The following is a 25962-nucleotide window of genomic DNA, read 5'->3' on the forward strand; positions in this document are numbered from 1 at the left end:
TTTGATCCTATTTTAACTTAAACCACTTTTGCGCCGAGTGTATTCGAGAAGTGACCAAGGGCCCACTCGTGTCCTGCCGGGTTGAAGCTCGCCACGGCATTTTTGTGGATGACGATGGCAAAGCCTTTATTGTACGCGTCAACAGCGGTATGAAGCACGCAAATATCCGTACAGACCCCAACCAGATGAATCTCCGTAATGCTCCGCTCCCTCAGCTTGATTTCCAGATCTGTTCCCGCAAACGCACTGTACCGGGTCTTGTTCATGTAATGGACGTTCGGGTCCTCCCGGTGCGCTTCGAAAACTTTGCGGAGGTCTCCGTACAGCTCCATGCCCGGCGTCCCGGCGAGGTTATGGGGAGGGAACAGCTTGTTCTCCGGATGAAAGGAGTCCCCTTCCTCGTGCCGGTCGATGGCAAACACGACGTAGTCTCCTGCGGCAATGAATTCCTCCGTCAGCCTGACGATCTCCCCTTCGATTGCCCGGCCCGGCTCCCCGCATGTGAGCTTGCCGTCCTCCGCGACGAAATCAACCGTATAATCCACATTGATCAGCGCTTTTTTCATCTTCCGATCCCTCCGTGTCTTTATCATCTCCCATTATACCAATGAGTCTGTCACGTGTCTTTACACTTTTGCCTTGCCATGAAAAAAGGCCCGGCTCCCACCATGGGAAATCGGGTCCTTCCACGGTCAGCGCACGGCTGCCGTGTTCTTTTCAAGTTTCATCGTACCGTTTTGGGCAAGATTTTGGTGCCAGGAGAAGGCTTTTTCCAGAACGTGCGGGGTCTGCCCGCCGCGCTCGAGCGCTTCCTGGTAATACGCCCACAGCTGTTCCTTATAGTCCGGATGTGCACAGTTCTCGATGATGAGCGGCACACGCTCGCGCGGCGCGAGTCCGCGGAGATCCGCATAGCCCTGCTCGGTCACGACGACATCGACATCATGCTCGGTGTGATCGATATGCGTGGCGAACGGCACGATGCTCGAGATGTTGCCGCCTTTCGCCGTTGATTTCGTGACGAAGATCGCCAGGCGCGCGTTGCGGGCGAAGTCGCCGGAACCGCCGATCCCGTTCATCATCTTCATTCCGGAGACGTGCGTCGAGTTGACGTTTCCGTAAATGTCGAATTCAAGCGCCGTGTTGACCGAGATGAGGCCGAGTCTGCGGATGATTTCCGGATGGTTCGAGATTTCCTGAGGACGCATGATCAGTTTATCGCGATACTGTTCAAAGCTGCCGAACACTTTCTTCATCTTCTCGTCTGACAGCGTGATCGAGCAGCATGAAGCAAAGTCGACCTTGCCCGCATCGATCAGGTCGAACACTGCATCCTGGAGCACTTCCGAGTACACCTCGAGATGCTCGAACTCGGAATCAATCATGCCGTGCAGGACGGCGTTCGCCACGCTGCCGATCCCCGACTGGAGCGGTGCGAGCGTTTCGTCGAAGCGGCCCGCTTTGATTTCATTGCGCAGGAAGTCGAGCAGGTGGCCCGCCATGACCTGGGTCTCGTCATCCGGCTGGACGATCGTCGACGGGGAGTCCTCCTGTTCCGTGAAGACGATGCCGCGGATCTTCTCCGGGTCGACCTGGATGCCGGCCGTGCCGATCCGGTCTCTTGCCGTCGTCAGCGGAATCGGACCGCGCTCGCCCTGTCTGCCCGTGTCGTAGATATCATGGACCCCTTCAAGGAGCGGGGTCTGCGCCATGTTGATCTCGACGATGATGTTGTCCGCGTGCATGGCGAACAGGGAAGAGTTGCCGACGGACGTGGTCGGGATGATCATGCCGTCTTCCTTCACGGCGATCGCCTCGACGATCGCAAAATCGATCGGTCCCATGACGCCTGCCCGGACCAGTTCGGCCGTATGGGAAAGATGCTGGTCAACGAAGAACATGTCCCCGTTGTTGATGCTCTTTCGCATCGTCGGATCCGCCTGGAACGGGAGGCGCTTGTGAACGATCCCCGCTTCCGCGAACAAGGCGTCGATGTCGGAGCCGAGGGAGGCGCCGGTGAACACGTTCACTTTAAATTCTTCTTCCTTCGCCCGTTCGACAAGCGCAAACGGAACCGCTTTCACGTCGCCTGCGCGGGTGAAGCCGCTCAGGCCGAGCGTCATGCCGTCTTCAATCCAGGAAGCGGCCTGTTCAGGAGAAACGACACGGCTTTGCAGAGACTGGTTCTGAATCCGATCATTTTGTACTGTCATATGAAATCAACCTCTTCTGAATATAGTTTTGGGTAATAACGTTGCAAGTCTAAATTCTCTTGCTATCATTATTCCCTAAAACGCTTTCATGAGAGAGGATTTCGGACAGGAAAGCCGGTTTCATGGCCGGGACACAGAAAAGTTTGTCTAAAACCGTACAATTTCAGAAGCCTAGGATCTTCCTGAAATAGCTTGAGTATGACTGGCTCACCGGCACCCGCTCGCCCGAGTCCATCTCCAGCAGGAATGTTGAGTGGGAATCGGGAAAGATTTCCCGGATATGATGGACGTTGACGATGAATGATCGGTGGCAGCGGACGAACATGTCCCTCGGGAGAATGTATTCGAACTCCTGCAGGGTGTTTTTGTGCGTGCCCGTCACTTTGCCGGCGATGACATGGGTCTTCCGCTCCTTCACTTCGAAATACTCCACATCCGGGAACGGGACCGGCTTCCATCCATCTTCCGTCCGGATCGTTACAACTGATTTCCCTTCCGTATAGGTCGGATAAATCGCCAGGACGCACCCTTCGAGTTCGCCGTCCCGGTGGAACGGGACCGCCATCCCGTGATACGGCACGCCAAAGACGGACCGGTCGATGAACTCGGATGATTTCTGCCCGGATGAGAGCGCCTGGTGGGCGATCGTGCCTTCTTTCACCGGATCGCCTGGCCGGATCTTCAGGTCGACCCGCTTGCTCGGACGGTAGTAGACGTACTGTTCCCTGTCGGTCACGGCGATCGAGACTTCGTCCGAGAACAGCTCGCCCATGACGTCCAGCAGTTCCTTTTCCGTGAATGGCTCCATTAGAAAACACCTGCTTTCGGATTCCTTTTCTTCATTATACAATGAATGCCGGCTCGGACGGCCACCCGGTCAACACTCGCCCAGAGCCGGGTTCCAGATCGCCGAATAAAAAGAAAGCACCGCCTGGACGGTGCTCCGTGTGCGGCCGGCTCATTCATGGAAGGAGTCGGGAATCGCATCAAATTTCCGGCGATGATACAGAAGCGGATCTTTCCGGTGATTATCAATCTCTTTCACTTCACCGATGATGATGCGGTGATCCCCTCCGCCGATCGTCGAATGCGTGTCACAGTGGAGAACGCCCGTAGCCCCTTCAATGATCGGCACTCCGTCAGCGGACATTTCCCACTCGCAGTTTTCAAACCGGTCGATGCCCCGGCTTGCAAAGAGGGCGCAAAGCTCGCCCTGATCCCCTGCCAGCACGTGGACGGCGAACTTTTTTGCATTCGTGAAAATATCATAAAGCGATACCCGCTTGTCGATTGACCAGAGGATGAGCGTCGGGTCCAGCGACACCGATGCGAACGAATTCACCGTCATGCCGACCGGTGTTCCGTCCGGAGCGGTCGTCGTGATGACCGTCACCCCTGTCGGATAATTCCCCATCACTTCTTTGAAGTGGGCGATTTTTTGATCGTCCATCATTAATTTCACCTCATTTCCCCCTCATATACGGAAGGGCTGCTCCATAAGAGAGCCCTTTTCTATTCAGATAGAGCGCATGATTGCATCCCAACTATATCAGAACAATCACACGTTTTTCGACCTGTTTGCTCAATGTCCTTTTTCACGTGGAACAATCCGCTATTTTCCAGATTGAAAAGCGTTCGTTCGGATTGTTTTCCGACAATCCCGGAATCGGCAGGTCGAGCGCGTGGACGAACGGCGTGTGATGTTCCATGAAGCTGAGGTAATCGAGCGTCGGGTAATACAGAAGCACGGAAACGGGCCTCGGACGTTCTTCCGCGGACTGCAGAATCCGGCTGATCGTCTTGGCGAACAGGCTGACGGAAAACGGATTGAAATAAAAGAACACCGTGTCCAGCCCCTTGACGCGGTAGTCTTCCGCCCTGCAGTTCAGGAAAGAGACCGAGCCTTTCAGCCGGGTCTTCTTCTTTATCATATACGCGTCCCGGTTCCCAAGTGACTGGAGATAGAGCGAGCCGTCCATCTCGATGCCCGTCACCGATGCCCCGGTCCGGTGGTTCAGGTAAAATGCCACCCGTCCCTTGCCGCTCCCGTAGTCGACGATTCCGTCCCTCCGGCCGATCGGGCAGTTGTCGAGCAATGCATCGAGCGCTTCGTAGGGCGTCGCCTCATACCGGTTGTCGTGGATCGACCGGACGCCCCAGTCCTGCACGCCCGCCGTCCGGATGCCGAGCAGGCGGTCCATGTCGTGTTCATTCATCAGAAACCCCTCCGGTTAATGAAAGATCCTCCGCGCAAAAAAAGGCCGGATGACTTCATTGTAGCGCAATGAACGGATGGAAGCCGTATGGGGGCCGTACGGCTTCCATCAAAAAAGCACCCGCCTCCCGGCCGCAGCCGGGTGAATGGGTGCTTTCTGTGTGTGGGTTTTTCAGGTCCGGCGAACCGGGGAGGTTCAACGCCTCAGCGGATGCTTCCGTAGAAGATCTGGCCGCCGTCGAGGTCGATCACTTTCAGCATGTTCGTGCGTTTGATGAAGATTGATTTAAATTCGCCGTGGCCATTTGCGCCTTTGAGGACGATGACGCGTTTGTTGTAGTTGTCTTCTGCGATGGCCGGCGTGAGGCCGTCGAGGCTCACGACGGAAGCGAGCTTATGATATTCAGGAAGCGAGGAAATGCCGTCCGTTGCTGGTGTGTCCGGCTTTACGACATCCTGATCCGGTGCTTGCGGAGTTTCGGCCTTCAGTGCTCCGTAGTAGAGCTGTCCGCCACGGAAGTCGATCACTTTGACGGTGTTTTGCTTTTTCATGAAGATCGATTTGTACTGCGGCTGTCCGTATGCGTTCGTGTACTGGACCGTCCGTTTGTAGCTGCTGTTTTCCACGATGCGGCCGTTCAGGTCTTGGCCGATCACCGATGTGACTGTCGCATATTCGGCAAGGTCTTTGACCGATTGGCCGAACGAGAAGTTGTTGTAGGCGTTGTGGTAGTTCGAGTGGGAAGAGTACGCTGCCGGTGCGGCCGCCTCGGCCTTGTCTGCGTGGAAGGTGCCTGCTGCGCCTGCCCCTGCGGATGCGATCATGGCGATGCTCATTGCGGCTGTGATTACTTTTTTCATGTAAATCCTCTCCTTCGTTGTTTGGGATGCTTATAATTTAACCCCGGCAAATGAGAGGGTGATGAGAGCGCCATGAGAGTTGGCAAAGAAAATCCTTGCCGATTTTTAAGGAAATAAATACCACGACAAAGTTTAGGTGACACCCTAATAGGGAAGGGAATCCGTTTTACTTTGCCGTCCATTATTATTTCCGTGCGTCTTTTGTGCGGAAGCTGCCGGGAGCGTTCGACATGAAATGCGATATTCTGCATATTAATCGTATCATTATACATGAAAACCCTTTCAAACTCGTCTGAAAATACTTTTAACCGAGGAATTCAAGGATTGTGCTTTATAATTATTCACATACCACATTCCGGAAAGAAGGTTATATCAGATGGACGGACTCCTCGGTTACATCCCGATCGCCATGATGATGGTCGTCATGCCCGGCGCGGACACAATCCTGCTCGTGCGCAACACACTCAGCCACGGGACGAAGGCCGGGCGCTATTCCACGCTCGGAATGGCGACGGGTCTCCTGTTCTGGACGCTGATCGCCGTGCTCGGACTTGCCGTCGTCATTGCGAAGTCGGTCGTGCTCTTCAACGTCATCAAGTACCTCGGGGCCGCCTATCTGATCTTTCTCGGCATCAAGAGCCTGTTCTCGAAAAGCTTCTTCTCGATGGACACGGTGAATGAAACGGCCGGCGATGAGTCCAAAAAAGGCAGCGCCCACAAGGAATCTTACTGCCAGGGCATGCTGAGCAATATCTTCAATCCGAAGACCGTTCTCCTCTATGTGACGATCATGCCGCAGTTTCTCGACCTCGGCGGCAACGTCAACGAACAGCTCATCATTCTCGGACTGATCTTGACGGGACTCGCGGTCGGCTGGTTCTTCCTGCTCGTCTTTATCATGGACCATGCCAAACGCTGGCTGAACAACACCCGCTTCCAAAACATCTTCCAAAAATCCGCCGGTGCCCTGCTCGTCGGATTCGGGATCAAGACGGCGCTTTGATCGTCAAATAAAACGCGGTGCATGCTTAAGAACCTTCTGCATGCGCCGCGTTTCCGTATATGGGCAGTTTTCAAGATATCTTCATAAATGATAAAATGGGAGTCAGAACGTTCAGACATCCATGGGGGATGGTTGTTTGGAATTTGGTATAGCGGATTTTCTCATGATTTTGTGCGTCGCCCTGATCAACGGCACATTGGCCATGATCTTGTTCATGATGTTCTACCGCCGGAAAAGACGGACCGGCCTGATTGTATTGTCGGCCTTTGGTGTATATGGGCTGTATCAACTGGCTCGTCTGTATGCCTTGTCTCCTTTGCTCGGTACCTGCGTGCTATTCATTTATTTAGCCCTTTTGTTCTTCGCCTTCCAAACTCTCAAGAGAAAAAATGCCAAAGGACTTTCCGGCCATGCATGAGCTGCTTTCTGAGATCGGCCGCTTCCGGGAATGGGCCAAAGCGACAGCAGGTCCGTTTGGGGAATGGGAGTTTTATTATCCAGACTGGGCGCGCATTTACCGGGAAGCGGAAAAGGCGCTCAAGCAGATGCCCGCGGGCAGCCTGGATTCTTCTTTGGCGGAAGAATGGCTCTACATTCTGGCGAGGGACAACGAGGGGGAAAACATTCTGGATCTGCTCGTGGAAAACCCGGCCCACCTCCTCTTCCTTGCCGGACAGGCGGTTGAGTTTCCCGATCCGGATGCCCGCGGGCAAATCGCCCACGGCCTCGGCGAGGTGGATGGAGATCCCCAAGAAATCCGGCGTCTGCTCGATCTGTTCATGAACGATCCGGATGAGTATGTGAGGAGAAGGGCCTCGTTTGCCTCTATTAAGAAAGGGTTCATCAAATAAAGGCTTGCGGAAACCGTCAGCGGTTCCTGCAAGCCTTTTCTCATTTCAGACGAGTTCCGCCTGTTTTTCGGTGAGTTCGATTTCAAATCCGAGGTCTTCGAGCATCCGGAAGTCACTGTTGTCCTCCTGGCCCTCGGTCGTGAGGTAGTCGCCGACGAAGATGCTGTTGGCGGCGTACAGGCCGAGCGGCTGGAGCGAGCGGAGGTTCACTTCGCGCCCGCCCGAAATCCGGATTTCCTTCGTCGGGTTAATGTAGCGGAACAGCGCTAGCACTTTCAGGCAGTAGCGCGGGTTCAGCTCGTTCGTCCCTTCGAGTTTTGTACCGTCGATGGCATGGAGGAAGTTCACGGGAATCGAGTCCGCGTCGAGCACGCGCAGCGAGCGGGCGATGTCGATCACGTCCTCCTTCGTCTCCTTCATGCCGACGATGGCGCCGGAGCACGGGGACAGGCCATTGCGCTTTGCCGTTTCCACCGTGCCCACCCGGTCGTCGTATGTATGTGACGTCGTGATGAAGTCATGATGGCGCTCGGACGTGTTCAGGTTGTGGTTGTACCGGTCGACGCCGGCCGCCTTCAGCTTCGCCGCCTGCTCTTCCTTCAGGATGCCGAGGCAGGCGCACACTTTCAGGCCGTATTTTTCCTTGATCTCCTCGACGGCTTCGCTCACGACGCGGACGTCTTTCGTCGTCGGGCCGCGGCCGCTTGCAACGATGCAGTATGTGCCGATTTTGTTTTCGTGGGCACGTCTTGCGCCTTCGAGGATCTGTTCTTTCGTGATGAACGGATACTTGTCGATCGGCGCTGTGGAATCGCGGGACTGCGCACAGTAGCCGCAGTTTTCCGGGCAGTAGCCGCTTTTCGCATTGATGATCATGTTGAGCTTCACTTTCCGGCCGAAGTAATGCCGGCGGATGGTAAACGCCCCGTCGAGGAGCGGAAGCAGCTCGTCGTCGTCCGACTCGAGGACCGCCATCGCCTCCGCGTCCGTCAGTTCCTTTCCTTCGATCACTTCCTGTGCAAGTGCCTGCCAGTTCATCTCGATCATCCTTTCGTTTGTATGGTCGGGAGCAGTTTCAGGACTCTCTGCATCCTGTGGGCGAAAAAGCCCGCCAGGACGGCCAGCGCGATGTCTTTCGGGAGCGGCGGCAGCATCCAGATCCAGGCGAGTTCATAGGAGAAGCCGTCCGGCGCCCCCGCCCACAGCATGTACGCCGCGTACATCCAGTTTGTGCCGAACAGGTAGTTGATCGCCGTCGCGACAAGTGCCGCGATGACGAACGCGATGACCGACCGGCGGCGCTCGATGATCTTGCCCGCCGCCCATGCGGCGAAAATGAACGACACGATGAACCCGAACGTCGGAGACACGAGTGACGAAGCCCCGCCGCTGAAACGGGCGAACACCGGCGCTCCGGCAAGCCCGATGAGCATGTAGACCGCACAGGCCGCCGCCCCTTTCCGGCTGCCGAGCATCAGGCCCGCCAGGACGGCGAAGAAAGTCTGAAGCGTGATCGGCACGCCTCCAAACACGAGGAACGGGGCAAATGATGTGATGTTGGCGCCGATCATCATGAGCGTGGCGAACAGCGCACAGTGGACCATGTCGATCGCCTGCCACCTCGGATAGGACCGTGAGACTGTTTCCATGGAAATTTCCCTCTCTCTCTAAATGGGTAAACTAAAATAAATAAAGTGTTAACAATGAAAATCTTAATAAAGCCGAATCCTTGTGTCAACACTATTTTATTAAACAGTTAACCCATTTTCTCATTCCGCCGTGTACAGCCGGGGGCGGATCCGATAAGATAAAAGCAGGTGATGGCATATGAAAATGAAGATCTATCAAGACGACAGCCGGATGATGGCCGGGATGACGATGAAAGACGCAGCACGTCCGGAAGAGAACCATATGGGTCTCCATTCGTGCAAAAGGACGGAGGACGTGCTGGAAAACCGCCGGGCCCTGGCGGACAAACTCGGTGCTCCGCTCGACACGTTCGTCTTCGGCCGTCAGACACACAGCGCCAACTTTCGCCGGGTCTCAAAGGAAGATGCAGGCAGCGGCGCAGACGGCGCACGGGACGCGTTTCCCAATACCGATGCGCTTTACACGACCGAGCCGGGCATCGTGCTCTGCACCCTGACCGCCGACTGCGTGCCGGTGCTGTTCTGGAATGAACGAGACGGCGTCATCGGCGTGATCCATTCAGGCTGGCAGGGGACTGTGAAGGAAATCACGCCGAAGCTGTTCGACCGCTTGGCGGAGGAAGGATTCGACCCGCGGAACTTCCGGGTGCAGATCGGCGCCGCGCTCAGCCAGGAGAAATTCGAGGTCGACCGGGACGTCTTTGATCGGTTCCAGGCGCTCGGTTACGCAGACGACTTCATCCGCTTTAACGAAGAGACCGGCAAGTGGCATATCGACAACCAGAAGACGGTCGAACGGCAGCTGATCCGGGCCGGTGTTCCCGCGGAGCGGATCTCGGCAGACCGGACGTGCACGTTCGAAAGCCCCGACGGCTTCTCGTACCGCGAGGACAAGAAGGCAGGGCGACATTTGAGCTTTATTCAGATGAAAAATTGAAAAGCGAACGGGGCCGGCGGTGACCGGTTCCGTTCGCTTTATTTACTTCCAGATGGTGTCCAGCTTGTCCGAATAAAAGCGGATCGCCTGCCCATAACTGCGGATCCCCCCGTCCGACGTCGTGTCCGCGAGGTTGCGGAGCAGCAGCTCCATCGCGCGGGCATGCTCCCCGAGATTGTAGAGCGTCATCGCCCGGAACACCTGCAAGGCACGGTCTTCCGGAAAAACTTCCGCTCCCCTGTTGAAGACGGCGGCGGATTTCTCATAGTCACCGAGCGACCGGTACGTGCTTCCGAGACCGAGCAGCGCGCGCTTCAAATCCTCATCCGGCAGTCCGGCCGCAATCGCCCGTTCATAATAAGGGACCGCGGCCGCTTCTTGCCCGAGCACGTCGAAGCTCCACGCGCACTGGAAGTTGATCCGGGCGTCATCCGGATGTTGCTCCGCCAGACGGACAAGCTGTTCATTGGACTCGTTCAGCCGGCCTTCCGACCTCAGCCGGACCGCTTGTTCCAGTTCCTTCTCCATGTTCTCCCGCCTTTCCGTAATCCTGTCAGCCGATGACGACCGGGTCTCCTTTGCCCTGCAGAACCGACAGAATGCTGAGCGCCGCAAGATAGCTCGTTTTCGGATTGGCCGGCATCGGTGTATTCTCGATCGTCAGTTCCATCTTGCCGAAGTCGCCGCTTGCCCGGATTTGGTGGGTGTTCCGGTCTGCATCCGGATCCGCGATCACCCGAACTCTCGTTTTTTCGGTCCCGATCCCGGCGATCGACAGCACGAGCGCGACGTTGACGTTTTTCGGGAACTTGCCGATCGCTTCCCCGGACGGTCCGTCGAACAGCACCGTCTCTTCCGTGATTCCTTCCAGGCCGAGCGAAGCGGGTGATTTTCTCGTCGTGATGCTGACTTCCTTCAGCCCCTGCATGGAGTTCGCCGATTTCAGAAGATCCAGTCCGCCGATCGCGCCGGACGGAAGATGGACGAGGCAGCCGTTCGCCCGGGCGGCCTGCCGCACCTCCTCCAGGAAAGCCGCATCCTTGAATGCCCCGATGCTGCCGATGATGATGTCTTTTTTGCTTTCCAGCACGGCTTTCACATTATCCACGGCAACGTCGAGCGTCGCCGCCTCGACAATAATATCCAGCGGCTCGCGCAGGAATGCACCAAGATCCGTAAAAAAACCGATTCCATACTCTTCCGCAAGCCCTTCCCCCACTTTCCGGTTCCGTCCGAACACCGCGGTGATTTTCCCGTCGGCCTGTCTTCCATTATTGATGCTGTCCAGCAAGTACTGTGCAATATTCCCCGTTCCCATCACACCGATTTTCATTGGTTCCCGCCCCTTTCCGCTCCGGTTCCCGACCGTTCTTGAAAAGCCACCCACTCACCCGCCGGGAGCCGTCTCCCTTCAGCGTATCAACCGCGGAAACCGCTTGCAAGCCGCTCCCCTCCCGTTTAGTCTTCCTTGAAAAAGGAAGAGACAGAGTAGAACCTCACCAAGAACAGGAGGAACTCAGATGGAAGAGAAACTGCAAGGGACGAACCGGTCTTATTGGCGGGCGAGCTCGGAGGGTGCCGGCTATCCGAAGCTTCCGGAAGATGCCGAAGCGGATGTCGCGGTAGTCGGCGGAGGCATTTCGGGCGTGCTGGCCGCTTATTTTCTTGCCAAGAAAGGAAAGTCGGTCGTCTTGATCGAAGCGCGTGAAATGGGGGCCGGGACGACCGGCGGGACAACCGGGAAGCTGACCGCCCAGCATCAGCTCGTCTATGATGAACTGATCCAACAGGACGGCGAGCATGTGGCGAAGCAGTATTACGAGGCGAACGAGGACGGGCGCCGGCTCATCGGCTCGATCGCCCGCGAACACGGGATCGACTGTGATTTCAAAGAGGCGGATGCCTATGTCCTCTCCCGCTCGGAAGACGGGATGGACGCCTTGGAGAAGGAGGCGGAGGCGTACCGCCGGCTCGGCATTCCGGGTAGCCTGTCGGATTCGCTTCCTAAAGGGTTTGAGACCGGGAAGGCGCTCGTCATGGAGGATCAGGCGGAGTTTCACTCGATGAAGTTCCTGCACGGCGTCCTGCGGGAACTGGAAGCGATGGGCGTGCAGCTTTACGAGCAGACGAGGTACATGAGTTCCAGGCGGGACGGGGACCGGCTGGTCATCGAGACCGATGCGTCTCATGCGGTTATATGCAAACAGATTGTGCTCGCCACTTTGTTCCCCGTCGAGGATCCCGAGTCGTTTTACTCGGATACGCTGAAGCCGTTCACTTCCCATCTGACGGCCTTCACGGGCGGCCGGGCGTTCGGTGACGGCATGTTTATCAGCGCGGATGCGCCGGCCAGGACGTTCCGGGAGACTCCGTCCGGGGACGGCGGGCCGGTGTGGATCATCGGAGGCGAGACCCATCCGACCGGAGACGGTTCGTCAATCGCCGGACGCTATGAGAAAATCCGTGAATTTGCCGAAGAGGCGTTCGGCCTGACGGACATGAACGATTACTGGTCGGAGCATGACCTCGTATCGCCGGACAGGCGGCCATATATCGGCCCGCTTGAAAAAGGCGGCAGTTCCATCTATGTCATGACCGGCTACGGCAAATGGGGGCTCGCCGCTTCGGCAACAGGCGCCCGACTGATCACCGATCTGATCATGGGGGCCGAGAACCCGTATGAGGAATTGTTCAATCCGCACCGCAGTCTGCCCGGCAACGAACAGGAAAGCCGGCTGGAGCAGGAGGAGGAACAGGTCAGCAAGCCGGAGAAGGAGGCTGTGGCCGCCACGGACGAAGAACTCAGACCAGGCGAGGCCCGGCGGACCGAAGAAGACGGAACGCCGGTCGGCATTTATAAGGATGAAGACGGCAATACGCACCGCCTGGATCTCACCTGCACGCACCTCGGCTGTGAAGTGGCCTGGAATGACGGCGATCAAACATGGGACTGCCCGTGCCACGGCTCGGTCTTCGACAGCACAGGCAATGTCCTCATGGGGCCGGCGAAGAAACCGCTGAAAAAATTGGATTCGTGAGCCGGAAGGCGGCAGGCAGCTGCAGATTTCTTTGCGGCTGCCTGTTTTTCATGCGAGCTTCTCAATCTTTCCATTTGCCTCTCCTTTTCATTTCGATATACTAAAGAATAGGCTTTTTTAACGCTCCAGAAAACGGAAAGAAGAGGTTCCCCATGAAACACATCTTCCCCGCCCTTCAGTGGGCGTTGTTCATATTGATGAGCAGTGTCGTCATCCCCGTCACGATCGCGGCTTCCTTCGGCCTGGATCCGGGCGGAACGGTGGAGTTCGTCCAGCGCTCGCTGTTCGTGCTCGGCGTGGCAGGACTGCTCCAGACGTTCTTCGGCCACCGGCTGCCGATCCAGGAAGGGCCGGCCGGTCTCTGGTGGGGCGTGTTCTCGCTCTACGCCGGCCTCGGAACGGTGCTGTTCGGCTCTCATTCCGAAACGCTCCGGGTGCTTGAATTCGCCTTCATCCTGAGCGGGTTGATCTTCATCCTGCTCAGCGTGTTCGGGCTCGTCGAGAAGCTGTCGAAGCTGTTCACCCCGGCCGTCACGGGGATTTACCTCATTCTCATGGTCGTGCAGCTGAGCAGTTCATTCCTGAAAGGGATGTTCGGGCTCAGCGGAGAGCATCCGGTCGTCAACCCGGAGATCCTGCTGCTGTCGGCGCTGATCATCATCTTCTCCTATGCGTTCCGCCGGGTCCCGAAAGTCGGCCACTACTCGGTCCTCGCGAGCATCGTCTTCGGCTGGGCGGCGTTCGCCGTGCTCGGACTCGCCGATCGGCCGATGCACGCGGCCCACTTGTTCAAGCTCCCTGCGCTGTTCGCGTTCGGACTGCCTCGGATCGAGGCGGAGCTCGTGTTCATGGTACTGTTCATCACGCTGCTCCTGCTCGCCAACATGCTCGCCACGGTGAAAGTTGTACAAGGGGTGCTCGAGCGCCAGGGAATCCCCGTCGAGCATTCCCGGATGCGGCAGACCGGCATCGTGTCGGGCATCAACCAGCTCCTCGCCGGTTCGTTCTCGGCGATCGGGCCGGTGCCGATTTCGGGCTCTGCCGGATTCATTTCCACGACCCGCATCACCGGGCGCCTGCCGTTCATCATCGGCTCGCTCGTCATCATCGGCATCAGCCTGTTCCCTCCGTTCACGGCGTTCGTCTCGGCGATTCCGGTAGCGGTCGGCTATGCCGCCGTCTTTCCGGTGTTTGCCAGCACGATCAGCCTCGCCTTCCAGGAGTTCGAGTCGCTCGAGGACAAGTCAAACCTGTTCCAGGTGGCAGGAATCTCGCTGTTCGCCGGCATCGGCACGATGTTCATTCCGACCGAGGCCTTTTCCTCGATGTCGCCCGTGCTCACCTCCATCCTGAGCAACGGCCTCGTCTTCGGCGCGATCATCGCCGTCGTGGCGGAGCGGATTCTCATGAACCGGTCGGGCAAAGCCGGGGAAACAGAAAAGGAAAAGGCGGTCCGCGAGGCGCATCACCGCGCATAAAGGCAGGAACGGCCGGAAGGGATCAGCGTGATCCCGCCCGCCGTCCTGCTTTTTTCGGATGGTCCGCTGACGAAACTTTCTGTATGATGGTCTGTATAAAGCCCAGACAAAGGAGTCCGTTCCATGAAAAACCGCAACCGCCAGTCCGGGCTCAGCTTCAATATGAGGATGATCGGGCTCATCAGCCTGCTCGTCATCATCATCTGCCTCGCATTCGGACTGTTCCTCCGTCACTTCCTCTCACAAAGCATCGAAGACCAGGTCGGAAAGCGGGCGCTCAACCTGGCACAGAGCGTGGCGCTCATCCCCGAGCTCCGGGCGGCATTCAGCCTCGACGACCCGGCGTCCGCCATCCAGAGCATCGTGGAACCGATCCGCGAGGAAACCGGCGCCGAATTCATCGTCGTCGGCAACCGGGAAGGCGTCCGGTACGCCCATCCCGACCCGGCCAAGATCGGCAAACAGATGGTCGGCGGTGACAACGACCGGGCGCTGCAGTCCGGCGAATCCTATGTATCCAAAAAAGAAGGCTCGCTCGGCCTGTCCGTCCGCGGCAAAGTGCCCGTCTACTCGGACGGCCGGGTGGTCGGCGTCGTGTCCGTCGGTTTCCTGAACGAAGATATTCAGCAGATCGCCAGAAACGAAGACCGGGCCATCTGGCTGACGCTCGCGTTTATCGCGCTGGCCGGCCTGACCGGCGCCTTCGTCATTTCCCGTTACATCAAATCCCTCCTCCACGACATGGAGCCAGAAGAGATCTCCCGTCTATACGCACAAAAAGAGGCGATCCTTCAATCGACACGGGAGGGGATCATCGCCGTCGACGGGGAAGGGAAGATCACCGCGGTCAACTCGGCCGCCGACGAAATCCTGGCGGAAGAACCGGCAGACGGAAAAGTCCATGCCGGCGGCAGGCCGGTCCGTGAATTCCTGCCGGCTGTCGGCGATCTTGCGGAAACCCTCCGCGACCGAGAAATGCTGCTCGGCCGGCAGGTTGTCCTCGTGAGCCAGGTTCCGATGGCGGGCGGGGAGTCCGGAGCGGTCATCACGTTCCGAAAAAAGAGCGACATCCAGAAAATAACGGAAGAGTTGTCCAGGATCCGCCAGTATGCCGACGTCCAGCGGGCGCAGACCCATGAGCACTCCAACAAGCTGCACGTCATTCTCGGTCTCCTCGTCCACGGCCAGACGGACGAAGCCATCCGGTTCATCAAGAAAGAGGAAAACATCCGCGGCAGCCGGCTTGAGTTCCTTTCCCGGAACGTGGCCGATCCGCTCATCCACGCGCTGCTTCAGGGAAAGTTCGCGCAGGCCCGGGAACTCGGGATCGAGCTGGCCATCGATCCGTACAGCCGGCTCACCCACGAACTGACCGAGGACGGACAGGATGCCCTCCTGACCGCGCTCGGCAACGTGATCGAGAACGCCTTCGACGCCGTCAAAGCCAACAGGGACGGGGAGCGCACCGTCTCTGTCTACTTCACGGACATCGGGGAGGACCTGCTGTTTGAGGTCGAGGATTCCGGAAGCGGCATCCGGGAAGAGGACCTCCCCCGCCTGTTCGATGCCGGATTCTCCACGAAGAAAGGCGATTACCGGGGCACCGGGCTTGCGCTGGCAAGAGAAGCCGTACAGAAGGCCGGCGGAGAGATCCTCACCGAAGAAGGGGAATCGGGCGGCGCCTGTTTCATCATCAGCATTCCGAAAAATCCGGAGGGACGCAAATGAGCAAGGAATATACCGTATTGATCATAGAAGATGATTTCAGGGTGGCGGAAGTGAACCGCAAGTACGTGGAGCAGGTCGACGGGTTCCGGGTGTCCGGCACGGCGCGCAGCGGCAAGGAGGCGCTCGGGCTTCTCGGGAAGACCGTTCCTGACCTCATCCTGCTCGACTTCTACATTCCCGACGTGGAAGGGCCCGGTCTGTTCCGCGAGATCCGCAGCCGGTTCCCGGAAGCGGATCTCATCGCGGTGACTGCGGCAAAAGAGGCGGAAACGGTGCGGGAGCTGCTCAGGGGCGGGATTTTCGACTTGATCATCAAGCCGTTCGACGGCGAGCGCTTCGAGCAGACACTGAGAAATTACAGGCATTACCGGGAACGCCTCGGAGGAAACGGCGAACTCAGCCAGGAAGAGATCGACCTTCTGACGGGCCACCGGGAACGCAGCGAACCGGCTGCGGCCGGGCTGCCGAAAGGGATCGACCCCATCACGCTGAATGAAATCAACCGCCTGTTCCGGGAAGAACAGACGGACGGGATCACCGCAGCCGAACTGAGCAAGCGCATCGGCACGAGCCGCTCCACGGCCCGCCGGTACTTGGAATATCTTGTGTCCGCCGGCCTGCTGACGACCAAGTCGATCTACGGGACCGTCGGACGCCCTGAACGGAAATACCTTCCAAAGTGAAACTTATGAACTTTATACGTCTTATGCGGAATATCCGATTTATCGATACAACATTCATTTCCTCCTCGTTTATGTGTTATTTTCAGCCTATTGAAAACGCATACAACCACAGGAGGTTTTTATTATGAGTCTTAGTCTTATCGGCTTTCTGATCATTCTCGTGATCGTCGCGCTGCTCATCAGCGGCCGGGTGACGCCGATCGTCGCCATGGTGCTGCCGCCGATCATCGGTGCGCTCATCGCCGGATTCGCATTCGCCGAAATCGGCGATTTCTTCAATGACGGCGTGAAGTCCGTCATTTCGGTCGCCGTCATGTTCATCTTCGCCATCATCTTCTTCGGCATCTTGCAGGATGTCGGCCTGTTCGAGCCGCTCATCAACAAGATGGTCGCCTTCTCCCGCGGGAATGTCATCATCGTCAGCCTCGTGACGGTCCTGATCGCCATGGTCGCCCATCTGGACGGGTCCGGGGCGTCGACTTTCCTGATCACGGTTCCGGCCCTGCTTCCGGTGTACAAGCGGCTCAAGATGAATCCGTACCTCCTGCTGCTGCTCGTCGGCGGAGCCGCCAGCATCATGAACATGCTGCCATGGGCCGGCCCGCTCGGACGCGTCGCCTCCGTGCTGGAAATGGACGTCACTGAGTTGTGGCGCCCGCTCATCCCGGTCCAGCTCATCGGCATTGTCATCATGATTATCATCGCCGTCCTGCTCGGACTCCGGGAACAGCGCCGGATCACGAAGGCATACGGATCGCTTGAAGCGGCCGCGGCGATCGATGTCCCCGCGGATGATCCGTTCTCGGGCGGCGTGGAAACCGACTCGGAAGCCCGGTCGCTGGCACGTCCGAAGCTGATCTGGTTCAACGCAGTTCTCGCGGTCGCCGTCATCGGCCTGCTCGTCTGGGGAATCGTCCCCGCCGGACTCGCCTTCATGATCGGGGTCAGCATCGCGCTTCCCGTCAACTACCCGAAAGTCAACGACCAGATGGCACGCATCCGGGCGCATGCACCGAGCGCACTCACGATGGCGTCCATCATCCTGGCGGCCGGCCTGTTCCTCGGCATCCTGAACGGCACCGGCATGCTCGATGCGATCGCCGGAGATGTGGTCACCGTCATGCCTGGAGCCATTGCCCCGTATCTGCATATCATCATCGGCGTGCTCGGCCTGCCGTTTGATCTGATTCTCAGCACCGACGCCTACTACTTCGGCCTGTTCCCGGTCGTCGAGCAGATCGCCGCCGGCTTCGGGATCGATTCTCTGTCGACCGCCTACTCGATGATCGTCGGGAACATCGTCGGCACATTCGTCTCCCCGCTCGCGCCGGGCGTCTGGCTCGCTCTCGGCCTGTCGGGGCTCGAAATGGGCAAGCATCTGCGCTACTCGTTCTTCTGGATGTGGGGCATCGCCCTCATCCTGCTGTTCGCCTCTGTATTGATCGGCGTCATTGCCGTCTGAAAGCACGAAAAACTCCTCCGGAACGGATATCCGGAGGAGTTTTTCATTTTCGTTTATTTTCCATTCTGCACGGAAGCCGTTTCGGCTTTGACATTTCCCTTTTCCCCGGGGGATGCCGCCGGCTTTCCGGCGCTCATCGCCGAGACAAGCGGGATTGCCCGCAGGAAGACGGCGACGATGATGGCGACGACCATGATGATCGCCCCGGCCAGGAACGTCGTCGTCAGGGCATCGCTGAACACCTCGCGCACCGAGGCAACAAGCTGTTCGGCGACCGGTCTCAGATCGGCCGGCATGCCGCCGATCATTTCGTCGAGGCGGGGCTGGTCAAGCAGATTTTCCGGATTCATGAGCGATCCGAACTGCTTTGCCTGTTCAGGCGGCAGCTCTGCCATCCCGCCGGCACCGCCCGAAGCGAATGATTCCTGCATTTTTGAAGCCATCCTGGAACTCATGACCGCGCCGAGGATCCCGATGCCCATCGTGTTGCCGAGCGAGCGGAACAGCTGGGACGATGCGGACGCGACGCCGAGTTCGCGGAAGCTGACCGCGTTTTGGACCGTCAGGGAAAAGACCGGCATGCTTGCCCCGAGCCCGATTCCGATGATGCACAGATAGCTGACGAGCACGTAGACAGGCGTGGCCGGGCCAATCGAAGACAAGAGGAAGATGCCGAGTGCCGTGATGCTCAGTCCCATAATGGCGAGGCCTTTGTATTTCCCTGTTTTCGTCATGAAGTTGCCGGCGAACGTCGTGGCGAACACCATGACGATCGACATCGGCATCATGATATAGCCCGATCCGCTCGGGGAAATTCCCTTGACGCCCTGAATGAAGAACGGCGCATAGATCATGACGCCCATCATGCCCATCCCGAGCAGGAAACCGGCGATGTTGGAAACCGTGACGATGTCATTTTTGAACAGCGAGAGCGGCAGCACCGGCGTCTTCACCTTCGACTCGACGAAGACGAAGACTGCGAGCGCGACCGCGGTCAGGCCGAACAGCCCGAGGATCTGCCAGGACGACCAGGCGTATTTGCCCGGGCCTTCCCCCGCCAGGCTGAAGGCGAGGAGAAGCGACACGATGGTGACCGTCAGGAAAAGCGAACCGATATAGTCAATCGATTCCCCTTCGCGCTTCGCGGTTTTCGGGAACAGCTTGAAAATCATCGCGAACGCCACGATTCCGAGCGGCAGGAACACCCAGAACACCCAGTGCCAGTCGAAATGGTCGACGAGGAATCCGCCCATGAGCGGTCCGAGCACACTGGAGATGCCGAAAATACCGCTCATCAAGCCGGTCCAGCGCGCCCGCTCCCTCGGCAGATACAGGTCGCCGACCGCGGTGAATGCCGTCGACATGATCATCCCGCCGCCGATGCCGGTGATGCCCCGGAAGATGATGAGCTGAAAGATGTCCGCGGACAGGCCCGACAAGAAGGCGCCGACCATGAAGATCCCGATTCCTCCAAGCAGGAACGGCTTCCGTCCGTAAATGTCCGACAGCTTGCCGACGAGGATCGTCGCAACCGCCATCGTGAGCAGGTAGGTCGTGATCACCCAAGTATAATAGTCCATGCCGCCGAGACTGGCGATGATGCGCGGCATCGCCACTCCGATGATCGTCTGGTTGATCGCCGAGAAGAACATCGCGACCATGATGGCGATCATGATCGTCACTTTCTGTTTCTCCGTTAAATGATGGTTTATCCGTTTTCCCCCTCGTCTTTCATCGCCCGGAGTGCGTGCCGGGCTTCGTCGAACACATCAACGAATTTCTCCAGGTCCTCTCCTTCCAGATGGCCGAATACTTGCTTCATCGCAGCGTGGCCCTGCTCCCGCAGTCCTTTGAGCACATGCCGTCCTTCATCGGTCAGTTCCAGGTAGACGACCCGCCGGTCTTCCGCGTCCCGCGTCCTGGTAACAAATCCGCGCTCCAGCAATTTATCCGAAGCACTCGTCACCGCCCCGCCCGTCAGCTGCAGCGACTCGGCGAGCCGGGACATGCGCACCCGCCCTTCCTTTTCGAGCAAGGAGACGAGATAAGCCTGCGAACCCGGCAGTTCCGATGCAAAGACACGGGCCCATAGATTCCCCATTCCCCTCGTCACTTCCCAGTACAGCTCTTCGAACCGGGTGAAACGATCCCGTTCATCATTCATGTCAGGCCCTCCTTTTCTTCATCGCATAAATAGTTTAATCGTTGAATCATTTAATCAGTATAAGGAGTGGCTGCCGGAATGTCAATCGTGTTGTTTTGGAGGAATAGAGGGAATCGAAGAAACCTCTCCCCGGGCGAATCTGGGGAGAGGTTGTTGGATTGACTGATTCAGCTGGTTGTCCGGACCATCGTTCCCTTAGACAGAGACGGCCGCCCGCCGAGCCAGGAGACATTCACCGGCATGCCGAAAAAGGCGGAGAGCTGCGGGCCGCTGATCAGGTCGGCGGTATTTCCGGCTGCGAACACGCTGCCCTCTTTCAAAAGAAGGGTTTTATTGAATTCGGGGAGGATCTCTTCAACGTGATGGGTCACGTACAGGATGGTCGGTCCGTCCGGCCGCCGGGCGATGCGGGCGACCGACTCGAGCAGTTCTTCGCGTGCAATGAAATCCAGGCCGTTCGTCGGCTCGTCGAGGATCAGGAGCGCCGGGTCGGCCATGAGCGCGCGGCCGATGAGGACCCGCTGCTTCTCCCCCTGCGAGAGTGTGCCGAAATTCCGGTTGGCGTATTCCAGGCAGCCGAGTTCCTTCAGGATGTCCACGCCTTTCCGGTCGGTTTCGGCATTCGTTTCCTCATACAGGCCGATTGACGCGAACGCGCCGCTCAGCACGACTTCATAGGCATTCTCGTCCGGCCGGATCTTCTGGCCGACCGACGAAGAGACGAAGCCGATCTGCTTTCTCAGCCGCTCCGCGAGGTACGTCTTGCCGAATTCCAATCCGAGCACGCGGACCGTTCCTTCGGTCGGGAACAGGTAGGCATTGATGAGCTCAAGCAGCGACGTCTTCCCCGAGCCGTTCAGCCCGTACAGCACCCAGTGATCCCCTTTTTCCACCCGCCAGTCGATCTCTTTCAGCACCCACCGGCCGTCCCGCTTTCGGGACACGTTCTCCATCTCCAGAATCATCGCGTTCCCCTTCTCACTTTTCTGACTTTCACCGATTGTACACCAAGCCCCGCGAATACGAAAAGCCCTCCCGGCACGGGAAGGCCATTCTTAACATTCAAAGCGATTTGCTTAACATTCGGGACGTCTTTCTTAACATACAGACCGTTTTGCTTAACATTCGCCGTTCCGCCGTCAATTCAAGTGATAATGTTCGCCCTTCGTCAGGTAGAGGATGCTTTCCGCCATGTTCGTCGTGTGGTCGCCGACGCGCTCGAGGTCACGGCAGATGAAGGCGAGCTGGGTGATCTGGTTGATCCGGCGGGGCGTGACGGTCATGAGCTGCATGAGCTCGCGGATCTGTTCGCCGTACATCCGGTCGACCCGGTCGTCGACTTCGGCGAGCTCGAGTGCGAGTTTCGGGTTTTCCAGGTCGTAGGCTTCGAAGGCATGCCGGAGCATCTCCTGCACGATGGCCGCCATTTTGGGGATGTCGACGATCGGCTTGATGAGCGGTTCTGTGCCGATCCGGATCGTGCACTTGGCGATGTTCACCGCAAGGTCCCCGATCCGCTCGACGTCCGTCGAGATCTTCAGCGCCGTGATGATGCGCCGGAGATCGGTCGCGACGGGCTGCTGGTGGGCGATGAGCTGGATGACCCGGTTGTTGATCTCCTCGTCCATTCGGTTGATCTCCCCGTCGCCGTCGATGACGACCTGGGCGAGCAGCTGGTTCTGCTCCCTTAGGGCGATCATCGAATCGTCGAGCGCCCGTCCGGCGAGATCCGTCATGCGGAGCAGTGTCTGCTTCAATGCCTGGAGTTCCTGATCGAATGTTTTTCTCACACTCTTCATCTCTCTCATCTGACGCCCTCCTCAGCCGAATCGGCCTGAAATATAGTCTTCCGTCCGCCGGTCGTCCGGGTTGGAGAAGATGCGGTCCGTCTCGCCGGATTCGACGACTTCCCCGTTCAGGAAGAACGCGGTCCTGTCGGAGATCCGGGCGGCCTGCTGCATGTTGTGCGTGACGATGACGATCGAGTAGCCGGCCCGCAGTTCCTGGACGAGCTCTTCCACTTTCAGCGTGGAGATCGGATCAAGCGCGGACGTCGGTTCATCCATGAGGATCACATCCGGTTCGATGGCGAGCGCGCGGGCGATGCAGATCCGCTGCTGCTGTCCGCCCGAGAGCGAGTAGGCGTTCGTCCCGAGACGGTCCTTCACTTCTTCCCAGATGGCTGCGCCCCGGAGGCTTTTCTCGACGATCTCATCGAGGATCTTCCGGTTCCGGATGCCGTGGATGCGCGGACCGTAGGCGATATTGTCATAGATCGACTTCGGGAACGGATTCGGTTTCTGGAACACCATCCCAACCTTCGTCCGGAGTTCCTCGACCGGAAATCCGCGCCCGAAGATGTCCCGGCCCCTGTACTGGATTTCGCCGGAAATCCTCACCCCGTCGGTGAGCTCCACCATCCGGTTGAGCGTTTTCAGATAGGTCGACTTGCCGCAGCCGGACGGTCCGATGATCGCGGTCACTTCATTTTCCCGGATCGGGAGGTCGATGTTCTTCAGCGCATGGCGGGTGCCGTACCAGAGGTTGAGCCCCTTCGCATCAAACACGGGCGGCGCGGAAGCCGCACCGATTGCCGGATGCCGCTCTGCAGGCCTCAATCCCGCCCGCTCGCGGGTCCGTTCCATCACTTGCACCATTTTCGTTTCCTCCTAATCGTCAATAGCGTTTCTGGAATCTGTTCCGGATGAGCACGGCGACGGAATTCATGAGCAGCAGCAGTCCCAATAGAACGATGATGCCGGCGGCCGCGATTCCTTGGAAGTCCGGCTGCGGCCGCTTCGCCCAGTCATAGATCTGCATCGGCAGGGCCGTGAAGGTGTCCATCACGCCAGCAGGCAGGAACTGGATGATGACCGGCACGCCGATCACGATGAGCGGCGCCGTCTCGCCGATCGCCCGGGACAGCGCCAGGATGCTTCCTGTCAGGATGCCCGGGACAGCTCCCGGCAGCACGACCCGCAGGATCGTCTGCCACTTGGTCGCCCCCATTGCGTACGAGGCTTCGCGCACATCGCGCGGCACTGCGCGGATCGCTTCCTGAGAGGCGACGATGATGACCGGCAGGATGAGCAGGCTCATCGTGAATCCGGCGGCGAGGATGCTGTTGCCGAGGGCGAGCGTCCGGACGAAGATCGTCAGGCCGAGAAGTCCGAACACGACGGACGGGACGCCGGCGAGGTTGGAGATGTTCATCCGGATGAAATCGGTGATCCGGTTCTTCCTCGCATACTCTTCCAGGTAGACAGCTGTGCCGACGCCGAGGAACATCGACAGCGGAGCGACGACCCCCATCAGCCAGAGCGTGCCGGTGATCGCCGCCCGGATGCCCGCCTTTTCCGGAATCCGGGAAGCGAAGTTCTCAAAGAAAGCGGGCGACAGATGGCCGAGGCCCTGCGACAGGATCCGGTAGAACAGGATGCCGAGCACGAGCAGAGCGAGCAGCGTCGCGCCGAGGAACAGGATGCGGAAGACGGCATTGACCGCTTTCCTCACGCCGATCCGCCCCGTGACGGCCTCCCGGTCGACAAGTGCCCGGGCAGGCGGCCTTTCGGTGATTCTCATCTCAGTAAGCCTCCCTGAAGCGTTTCGTGATGCGGTGGGCGGCCCAGTTCATGAGCAGCGTGAACAGGAACAGCGTGAATCCGACCGCATAGATCGAGTAGTAGATCGGCGTGCCGTAGCCGGCGTCGCCCGTCGAGACCTGGACGATGTAGGCGGTCATCGTCTGGATCGAGTCCGTCAAGTCGAGATCGAGCCTCGGCGTCGACCCGCCGGCAAGCGACACGATCATCGTCTCCCCGATCGCCCGGGACGCGGCGAGCACGACCGAGGCGAGGATGCCGGACAAGGCGGCCGGAAGCACGACCTTTATCGCCACTTCCAGCCGGGTCGCCCCCATCGCGAGCGCCCCTTCCCGGATCGGGTTCGGGACTGCGGACATCGCTTCTTCCGAAAGCGAGGCGATCATCGGAATGATCATGATTCCGACGACGATGCCGGGGCTCAGCGCATTGAAGATCTTCAGGTCCGGAATCACAGACTGGAGAAGAGGCGTCACGAACGTCAGCGCGAAAAATCCGTAGACGATCGTCGGAACGCCGGCCAGCACTTCAAGGACCGGCTTGATCAATTTCCTTGTCCGCTCCGACGCATATTCGCTCAAATAAATGGCTGCAGACAGCCCGATCGGCACTGCGGTCGCGACGGCGATGAGCGTCACCTTCAGCGTCCCGGCGATCAGCGGCAGGATGCCGAACTGTGCGTCCTTGTTGGAGAACGGCATCCACTCCGTCCCGGCCACGAACGACCAGAACGGCACTTTCGAAAAGAACGTCACCGTCTCCGTGATCAGCGTGGCGACAATTCCGACGGTGGTCAGCACGGACACTGCGGCGATCAGGAACAGGACGACCGGAACCGCGCGTTCCGCCGCCTGTTTTCGTTTGCTTCCCGAAGACTGTGCAATCATCTCCCGTACAGAGGACCGTTTCGTCGCTGCCGGATTTCCCATCATTGAACCTCCTGTTCCCGCGGCCGGTTATTTGGTGAATTCCGCGAGTTTCGCTTTGCCTTCTTCATATTGCTCTTCCGGAAGGGAGACATAGCCGACCGATTCAGCCAGGTCGCCTGCATGGTCGAGAACATAGCCGAAGAAGTCCCGCGTCGCCGCATCTTCCGAGAGTGCCTGGTTGCTCACATATGTGAAGAGCGGACGGGACAGCGGGGCGTATTCGCCGGATTCGATCGTGTCGCTGTCCGGCTCGACTCCTTCAACCGATACGGCCTTCACCGTGCCTTCATTGGCCACGTAGTACGCATAGCCGAAGAAGCCGATCGCGTTCTTGTCCGCCTGCACGCCCTGGACGAGCACATTGTCATCTTCCGAGAGCATCGCGTCCTTCACCATGTTCTCTTCTTCAAGGATCACTTCATTGAAGTAGTCATACGTTCCGGAATCGGTACCCGGCGCGTAGAAGACGATTTTCTCATCCGGCCACTCCGGGTTGATGTCGGACCATTTCTTTTCCGTTCCGTCCTCCACCCAGATTTTCTTTAGGTCTTCGACGGTGAGGTCCGTCGCCCAGTCGTTTTCGGGATTCACCACGACCGTGAGTCCGTCATAGGCGAGCAACAACTCCGTATAATCAATGCCCGCTTCCTCGAGCTTCTGCTTTTCCTCGTCCTTGATCGGGCGGGAGGCGTTTGAGAACTGCGTTTCCCCGGCACTGAACTTCTCGAAGCCGCCGCCGGTTCCCGATACCCCGACCGTGACCCGGACATCCGTGCCTGTTGCGGAATACTCCTCGACGAGCGCCTCCATGATCGGCGCGACCGTACTGGAGCCGTCTCCCGCCACCGTGCCTTCGACCGGCGCTTCATCTGAAGAAGATTCCGCGGCAGTGCCCGTCTCTGCAGAAGCCCCGCCCTCCGCCGTATTTCCGCCGCATGCCCCGAGCAGCAGAGCCGACCCGACCGCCGTCAAACCGAGATAGTATTTCCAGCTTTTCATGAGTTCGTTCCCCCTGGGATTCGTATTGTTTGCAGTTCCAACTTTAACTGCGGCATGTTGAGAGAGAATGAACAACGTGTAAAAGGATTGTAAATACGAAGAGTTGGGAATTAACAGCAGTTTGGTAGAAGGGAGGGAGCCGGCTGTGAT

The 25962-nt window shown here is 58.4% G+C and carries 27 protein-coding genes; 9 read left to right on the plus strand and 18 right to left on the minus strand.

Annotated features, from left to right (window positions below):
• Positions 1-17 precede the first annotated feature (17 nt).
• The 6 genes from BN1189_RS05400 to BN1189_RS05425 all read right to left on the minus strand — a co-directional run bounded on the left by BN1189_RS05400 (position 18) and on the right by BN1189_RS05425 (position 5289).
• Positions 18-566, minus strand: coding sequence for a cysteine hydrolase family protein (locus tag BN1189_RS05400; protein ID WP_040226286.1), 549 nt, complete (start codon positions 564-566; stop codon positions 18-20).
• 126 nt (positions 567-692) lie between these two features.
• Positions 693-2213 carry an acetyl-CoA hydrolase/transferase family protein gene (locus BN1189_RS05405; protein WP_040226288.1) on the minus strand — a complete coding sequence of 507 codons (1521 nt, stop codon included), beginning with the start codon at positions 2211-2213 and terminating at the stop codon, positions 693-695.
• 163 nt (positions 2214-2376) lie between these two features.
• Positions 2377-3021, minus strand: a complete 645-nt coding sequence (locus BN1189_RS05410) for a LytTR family DNA-binding domain-containing protein (RefSeq protein ID WP_040226290.1) — start codon at positions 3019-3021, stop codon at positions 2377-2379.
• 150 nt (positions 3022-3171) lie between these two features.
• Entirely contained in the window at positions 3172-3663 is a 492-nt protein-coding gene (locus BN1189_RS05415; protein WP_040226427.1) for a flavin reductase family protein, read from the minus strand.
• A gap of 145 nt (positions 3664-3808) precedes the next feature.
• On the minus strand, positions 3809-4429 hold the full coding sequence (locus BN1189_RS05420; RefSeq protein ID WP_040226292.1) for a class I SAM-dependent methyltransferase: 621 nt from the start codon (positions 4427-4429) through the stop codon (positions 3809-3811).
• A 203-nt stretch (positions 4430-4632) separates the two neighbouring features.
• Positions 4633-5289 carry a hypothetical protein gene (locus tag BN1189_RS05425; RefSeq protein ID WP_052455659.1) on the minus strand — a complete coding sequence of 219 codons (657 nt, stop codon included), beginning with the start codon at positions 5287-5289 and terminating at the stop codon, positions 4633-4635.
• 376 nt (positions 5290-5665) lie between these two features.
• On the opposite strand from BN1189_RS05425, the gene BN1189_RS05430 reads away from it, so the two are divergent.
• From BN1189_RS05430 to BN1189_RS05440, 3 genes are all read left to right on the plus strand, one after another.
• Positions 5666-6292: a LysE family transporter gene (locus BN1189_RS05430; protein ID WP_040226294.1), complete on the plus strand. Its 627-nt coding sequence runs from the start codon at positions 5666-5668 to the stop codon at positions 6290-6292.
• A gap of 136 nt (positions 6293-6428) precedes the next feature.
• Positions 6429-6710, plus strand: a complete 282-nt coding sequence (locus tag BN1189_RS05435; RefSeq protein WP_040226297.1) for a hypothetical protein — start codon at positions 6429-6431, stop codon at positions 6708-6710.
• Complete coding sequence (locus BN1189_RS05440; protein WP_040226299.1) at positions 6703-7143, plus strand: HEAT repeat domain-containing protein; 441 nt, start codon at positions 6703-6705, stop codon at positions 7141-7143. Before BN1189_RS05435 ends, BN1189_RS05440 begins: the two co-directional genes overlap by 8 nt.
• Before the next feature lie 45 nt (positions 7144-7188).
• Here BN1189_RS05440 and bioB read toward each other — a convergent pair whose 3' ends face one another.
• A complete protein-coding gene (gene bioB / locus BN1189_RS05445; RefSeq protein WP_040226432.1) occupies positions 7189-8181 on the minus strand; it encodes a biotin synthase BioB in 993 nt (330 codons plus the stop codon).
• 5 nt (positions 8182-8186) lie between these two features.
• The gene (locus BN1189_RS05450) at positions 8187-8792 is read right to left on the minus strand and encodes a biotin transporter BioY (RefSeq protein WP_040226302.1); all 606 of its coding nucleotides are present in this window, start codon (positions 8790-8792) and stop codon (positions 8187-8189) included.
• Positions 8793-8970: 178 nt separating this feature from the next.
• Here BN1189_RS05450 and pgeF point away from each other — a divergent pair, with 178 nt between their 5' ends.
• Entirely contained in the window at positions 8971-9729 is a 759-nt protein-coding gene (gene pgeF / locus BN1189_RS05455) for a peptidoglycan editing factor PgeF (RefSeq protein ID WP_040226304.1), read from the plus strand.
• A 42-nt stretch (positions 9730-9771) separates the two neighbouring features.
• On the opposite strand, the gene BN1189_RS05460 is transcribed toward pgeF, so the two are convergent.
• Both BN1189_RS05460 and nadX read right to left on the minus strand, forming a co-directional pair.
• Positions 9772-10257 carry a tetratricopeptide repeat protein gene (locus tag BN1189_RS05460; protein ID WP_040226307.1) on the minus strand — a complete coding sequence of 162 codons (486 nt, stop codon included), beginning with the start codon at positions 10255-10257 and terminating at the stop codon, positions 9772-9774.
• Between the two features lie 25 nt (positions 10258-10282).
• Positions 10283-11062, minus strand: coding sequence for an aspartate dehydrogenase (nadX, locus tag BN1189_RS05465; RefSeq protein WP_040226309.1), 780 nt, complete (start codon positions 11060-11062; stop codon positions 10283-10285).
• A gap of 187 nt (positions 11063-11249) precedes the next feature.
• Here nadX and BN1189_RS05470 point away from each other — a divergent pair, with 187 nt between their 5' ends.
• The 5 genes from BN1189_RS05470 (at position 11250) to BN1189_RS05490 (ending at position 18118) form a co-directional block, all read left to right on the plus strand.
• Positions 11250-12767, plus strand: coding sequence for an FAD-dependent oxidoreductase (locus tag BN1189_RS05470; protein ID WP_040226310.1), 1518 nt, complete (start codon positions 11250-11252; stop codon positions 12765-12767).
• A gap of 152 nt (positions 12768-12919) precedes the next feature.
• Complete coding sequence (locus tag BN1189_RS05475) at positions 12920-14245, plus strand: purine/pyrimidine permease (protein ID WP_040226312.1); 1326 nt, start codon at positions 12920-12922, stop codon at positions 14243-14245.
• A gap of 123 nt (positions 14246-14368) precedes the next feature.
• Positions 14369-15973, plus strand: coding sequence for an ATP-binding protein (locus tag BN1189_RS05480; protein WP_040226313.1), 1605 nt, complete (start codon positions 14369-14371; stop codon positions 15971-15973).
• A complete protein-coding gene (locus BN1189_RS05485) occupies positions 15970-16656 on the plus strand; it encodes a response regulator (protein ID WP_040226314.1) in 687 nt (228 codons plus the stop codon). The genes BN1189_RS05480 and BN1189_RS05485 overlap by 4 nt, the downstream gene beginning before the upstream one ends.
• A 124-nt stretch (positions 16657-16780) precedes the next feature.
• The gene (locus BN1189_RS05490; protein ID WP_040226317.1) at positions 16781-18118 is read left to right on the plus strand and encodes a CitMHS family transporter; all 1338 of its coding nucleotides are present in this window, start codon (positions 16781-16783) and stop codon (positions 18116-18118) included.
• A gap of 53 nt (positions 18119-18171) precedes the next feature.
• Here BN1189_RS05490 and BN1189_RS05495 read toward each other — a convergent pair whose 3' ends face one another.
• The 8 genes from BN1189_RS05495 to BN1189_RS05530 all read right to left on the minus strand — a co-directional run bounded on the left by BN1189_RS05495 (position 18172) and on the right by BN1189_RS05530 (position 25812).
• Positions 18172-19791, minus strand: coding sequence for an MFS transporter (locus BN1189_RS05495; RefSeq protein WP_052455660.1), 1620 nt, complete (start codon positions 19789-19791; stop codon positions 18172-18174).
• A gap of 35 nt (positions 19792-19826) precedes the next feature.
• Positions 19827-20282: a MarR family winged helix-turn-helix transcriptional regulator gene (locus tag BN1189_RS05500; RefSeq protein WP_052455661.1), complete on the minus strand. Its 456-nt coding sequence runs from the start codon at positions 20280-20282 to the stop codon at positions 19827-19829.
• 167 nt (positions 20283-20449) lie between these two features.
• Positions 20450-21247: an ABC transporter ATP-binding protein gene (locus BN1189_RS05505; protein WP_040226322.1), complete on the minus strand. Its 798-nt coding sequence runs from the start codon at positions 21245-21247 to the stop codon at positions 20450-20452.
• Positions 21248-21421: 174 nt separating this feature from the next.
• Positions 21422-22090: a phosphate signaling complex protein PhoU gene (gene phoU, locus BN1189_RS05510; RefSeq protein WP_257125379.1), complete on the minus strand. Its 669-nt coding sequence runs from the start codon at positions 22088-22090 to the stop codon at positions 21422-21424.
• Between the two features lie 12 nt (positions 22091-22102).
• Positions 22103-22939: a phosphate ABC transporter ATP-binding protein PstB gene (gene pstB / locus BN1189_RS05515; RefSeq protein ID WP_040226325.1), complete on the minus strand. Its 837-nt coding sequence runs from the start codon at positions 22937-22939 to the stop codon at positions 22103-22105.
• 19 nt (positions 22940-22958) lie between these two features.
• A complete protein-coding gene (gene pstA / locus BN1189_RS05520) occupies positions 22959-23864 on the minus strand; it encodes a phosphate ABC transporter permease PstA (RefSeq protein WP_052455662.1) in 906 nt (301 codons plus the stop codon).
• Between the two features lies 1 nt (position 23865).
• Entirely contained in the window at positions 23866-24813 is a 948-nt protein-coding gene (pstC, locus tag BN1189_RS05525; protein ID WP_040226326.1) for a phosphate ABC transporter permease subunit PstC, read from the minus strand.
• Between the two features lie 27 nt (positions 24814-24840).
• Entirely contained in the window at positions 24841-25812 is a 972-nt protein-coding gene (locus tag BN1189_RS05530; RefSeq protein ID WP_040226328.1) for a PstS family phosphate ABC transporter substrate-binding protein, read from the minus strand.
• Positions 25813-25962 lie beyond the last annotated feature (150 nt).

The organism is Bhargavaea cecembensis (assembly GCF_000826125.2).
GTDB classification, from domain to species: Bacteria; Bacillota; Bacilli; order Bacillales_A; family Planococcaceae; genus Bhargavaea; species Bhargavaea cecembensis_B.

What these genes read in the sequence shown, in the direction of transcription:
- pgeF (WP_040226304.1), top strand. Translation starts at nt 8,971, where the DNA reads ATGAAAATGAAGATCTATCAAGACGACAGCCGGATGATGGCCGGGATG.
- BN1189_RS05460 (WP_040226307.1), bottom strand. Translation starts at nt 10,257, where the DNA reads ATGGAGAAGGAACTGGAACAAGCGGTCCGGCTGAGGTCGGAAGGCCGG.
- BN1189_RS05425 (WP_052455659.1), bottom strand. Translation starts at nt 5,289, where the DNA reads ATGAAAAAAGTAATCACAGCCGCAATGAGCATCGCCATGATCGCATCC.
- BN1189_RS05485 (WP_040226314.1), top strand. Translation starts at nt 15,970, where the DNA reads ATGAGCAAGGAATATACCGTATTGATCATAGAAGATGATTTCAGGGTG.
- BN1189_RS05400 (WP_040226286.1), bottom strand. Translation starts at nt 566, where the DNA reads ATGAAAAAAGCGCTGATCAATGTGGATTATACGGTTGATTTCGTCGCG.
- BN1189_RS05415 (WP_040226427.1), bottom strand. Translation starts at nt 3,663, where the DNA reads ATGGACGATCAAAAAATCGCCCACTTCAAAGAAGTGATGGGGAATTAT.
- BN1189_RS05410 (WP_040226290.1), bottom strand. Translation starts at nt 3,021, where the DNA reads ATGGAGCCATTCACGGAAAAGGAACTGCTGGACGTCATGGGCGAGCTG.
- BN1189_RS05490 (WP_040226317.1), top strand. Translation starts at nt 16,781, where the DNA reads ATGAGTCTTAGTCTTATCGGCTTTCTGATCATTCTCGTGATCGTCGCG.
- BN1189_RS05480 (WP_040226313.1), top strand. Translation starts at nt 14,369, where the DNA reads ATGAAAAACCGCAACCGCCAGTCCGGGCTCAGCTTCAATATGAGGATG.
- BN1189_RS05470 (WP_040226310.1), top strand. Translation starts at nt 11,250, where the DNA reads ATGGAAGAGAAACTGCAAGGGACGAACCGGTCTTATTGGCGGGCGAGC.
- phoU (WP_257125379.1), bottom strand. Translation starts at nt 22,090, where the DNA reads ATGAGAGAGATGAAGAGTGTGAGAAAAACATTCGATCAGGAACTCCAG.
- BN1189_RS05450 (WP_040226302.1), bottom strand. Translation starts at nt 8,792, where the DNA reads ATGGAAACAGTCTCACGGTCCTATCCGAGGTGGCAGGCGATCGACATG.
- nadX (WP_040226309.1), bottom strand. Translation starts at nt 11,062, where the DNA reads ATGAAAATCGGTGTGATGGGAACGGGGAATATTGCACAGTACTTGCTG.
- BN1189_RS05530 (WP_040226328.1), bottom strand. Translation starts at nt 25,812, where the DNA reads ATGAAAAGCTGGAAATACTATCTCGGTTTGACGGCGGTCGGGTCGGCT.
- BN1189_RS05495 (WP_052455660.1), bottom strand. Translation starts at nt 19,791, where the DNA reads ATGATCGCCATCATGGTCGCGATGTTCTTCTCGGCGATCAACCAGACG.
- BN1189_RS05430 (WP_040226294.1), top strand. Translation starts at nt 5,666, where the DNA reads ATGGACGGACTCCTCGGTTACATCCCGATCGCCATGATGATGGTCGTC.
- BN1189_RS05500 (WP_052455661.1), bottom strand. Translation starts at nt 20,282, where the DNA reads ATGAATGATGAACGGGATCGTTTCACCCGGTTCGAAGAGCTGTACTGG.
- pstC (WP_040226326.1), bottom strand. Translation starts at nt 24,813, where the DNA reads ATGGGAAATCCGGCAGCGACGAAACGGTCCTCTGTACGGGAGATGATT.
- BN1189_RS05420 (WP_040226292.1), bottom strand. Translation starts at nt 4,429, where the DNA reads ATGAATGAACACGACATGGACCGCCTGCTCGGCATCCGGACGGCGGGC.
- BN1189_RS05440 (WP_040226299.1), top strand. Translation starts at nt 6,703, where the DNA reads ATGCATGAGCTGCTTTCTGAGATCGGCCGCTTCCGGGAATGGGCCAAA.
- BN1189_RS05475 (WP_040226312.1), top strand. Translation starts at nt 12,920, where the DNA reads ATGAAACACATCTTCCCCGCCCTTCAGTGGGCGTTGTTCATATTGATG.
- bioB (WP_040226432.1), bottom strand. Translation starts at nt 8,181, where the DNA reads ATGAACTGGCAGGCACTTGCACAGGAAGTGATCGAAGGAAAGGAACTG.
- BN1189_RS05505 (WP_040226322.1), bottom strand. Translation starts at nt 21,247, where the DNA reads ATGATTCTGGAGATGGAGAACGTGTCCCGAAAGCGGGACGGCCGGTGG.
- pstA (WP_052455662.1), bottom strand. Translation starts at nt 23,864, where the DNA reads ATGAGAATCACCGAAAGGCCGCCTGCCCGGGCACTTGTCGACCGGGAG.
- BN1189_RS05405 (WP_040226288.1), bottom strand. Translation starts at nt 2,213, where the DNA reads ATGACAGTACAAAATGATCGGATTCAGAACCAGTCTCTGCAAAGCCGT.
- pstB (WP_040226325.1), bottom strand. Translation starts at nt 22,939, where the DNA reads ATGGTGCAAGTGATGGAACGGACCCGCGAGCGGGCGGGATTGAGGCCT.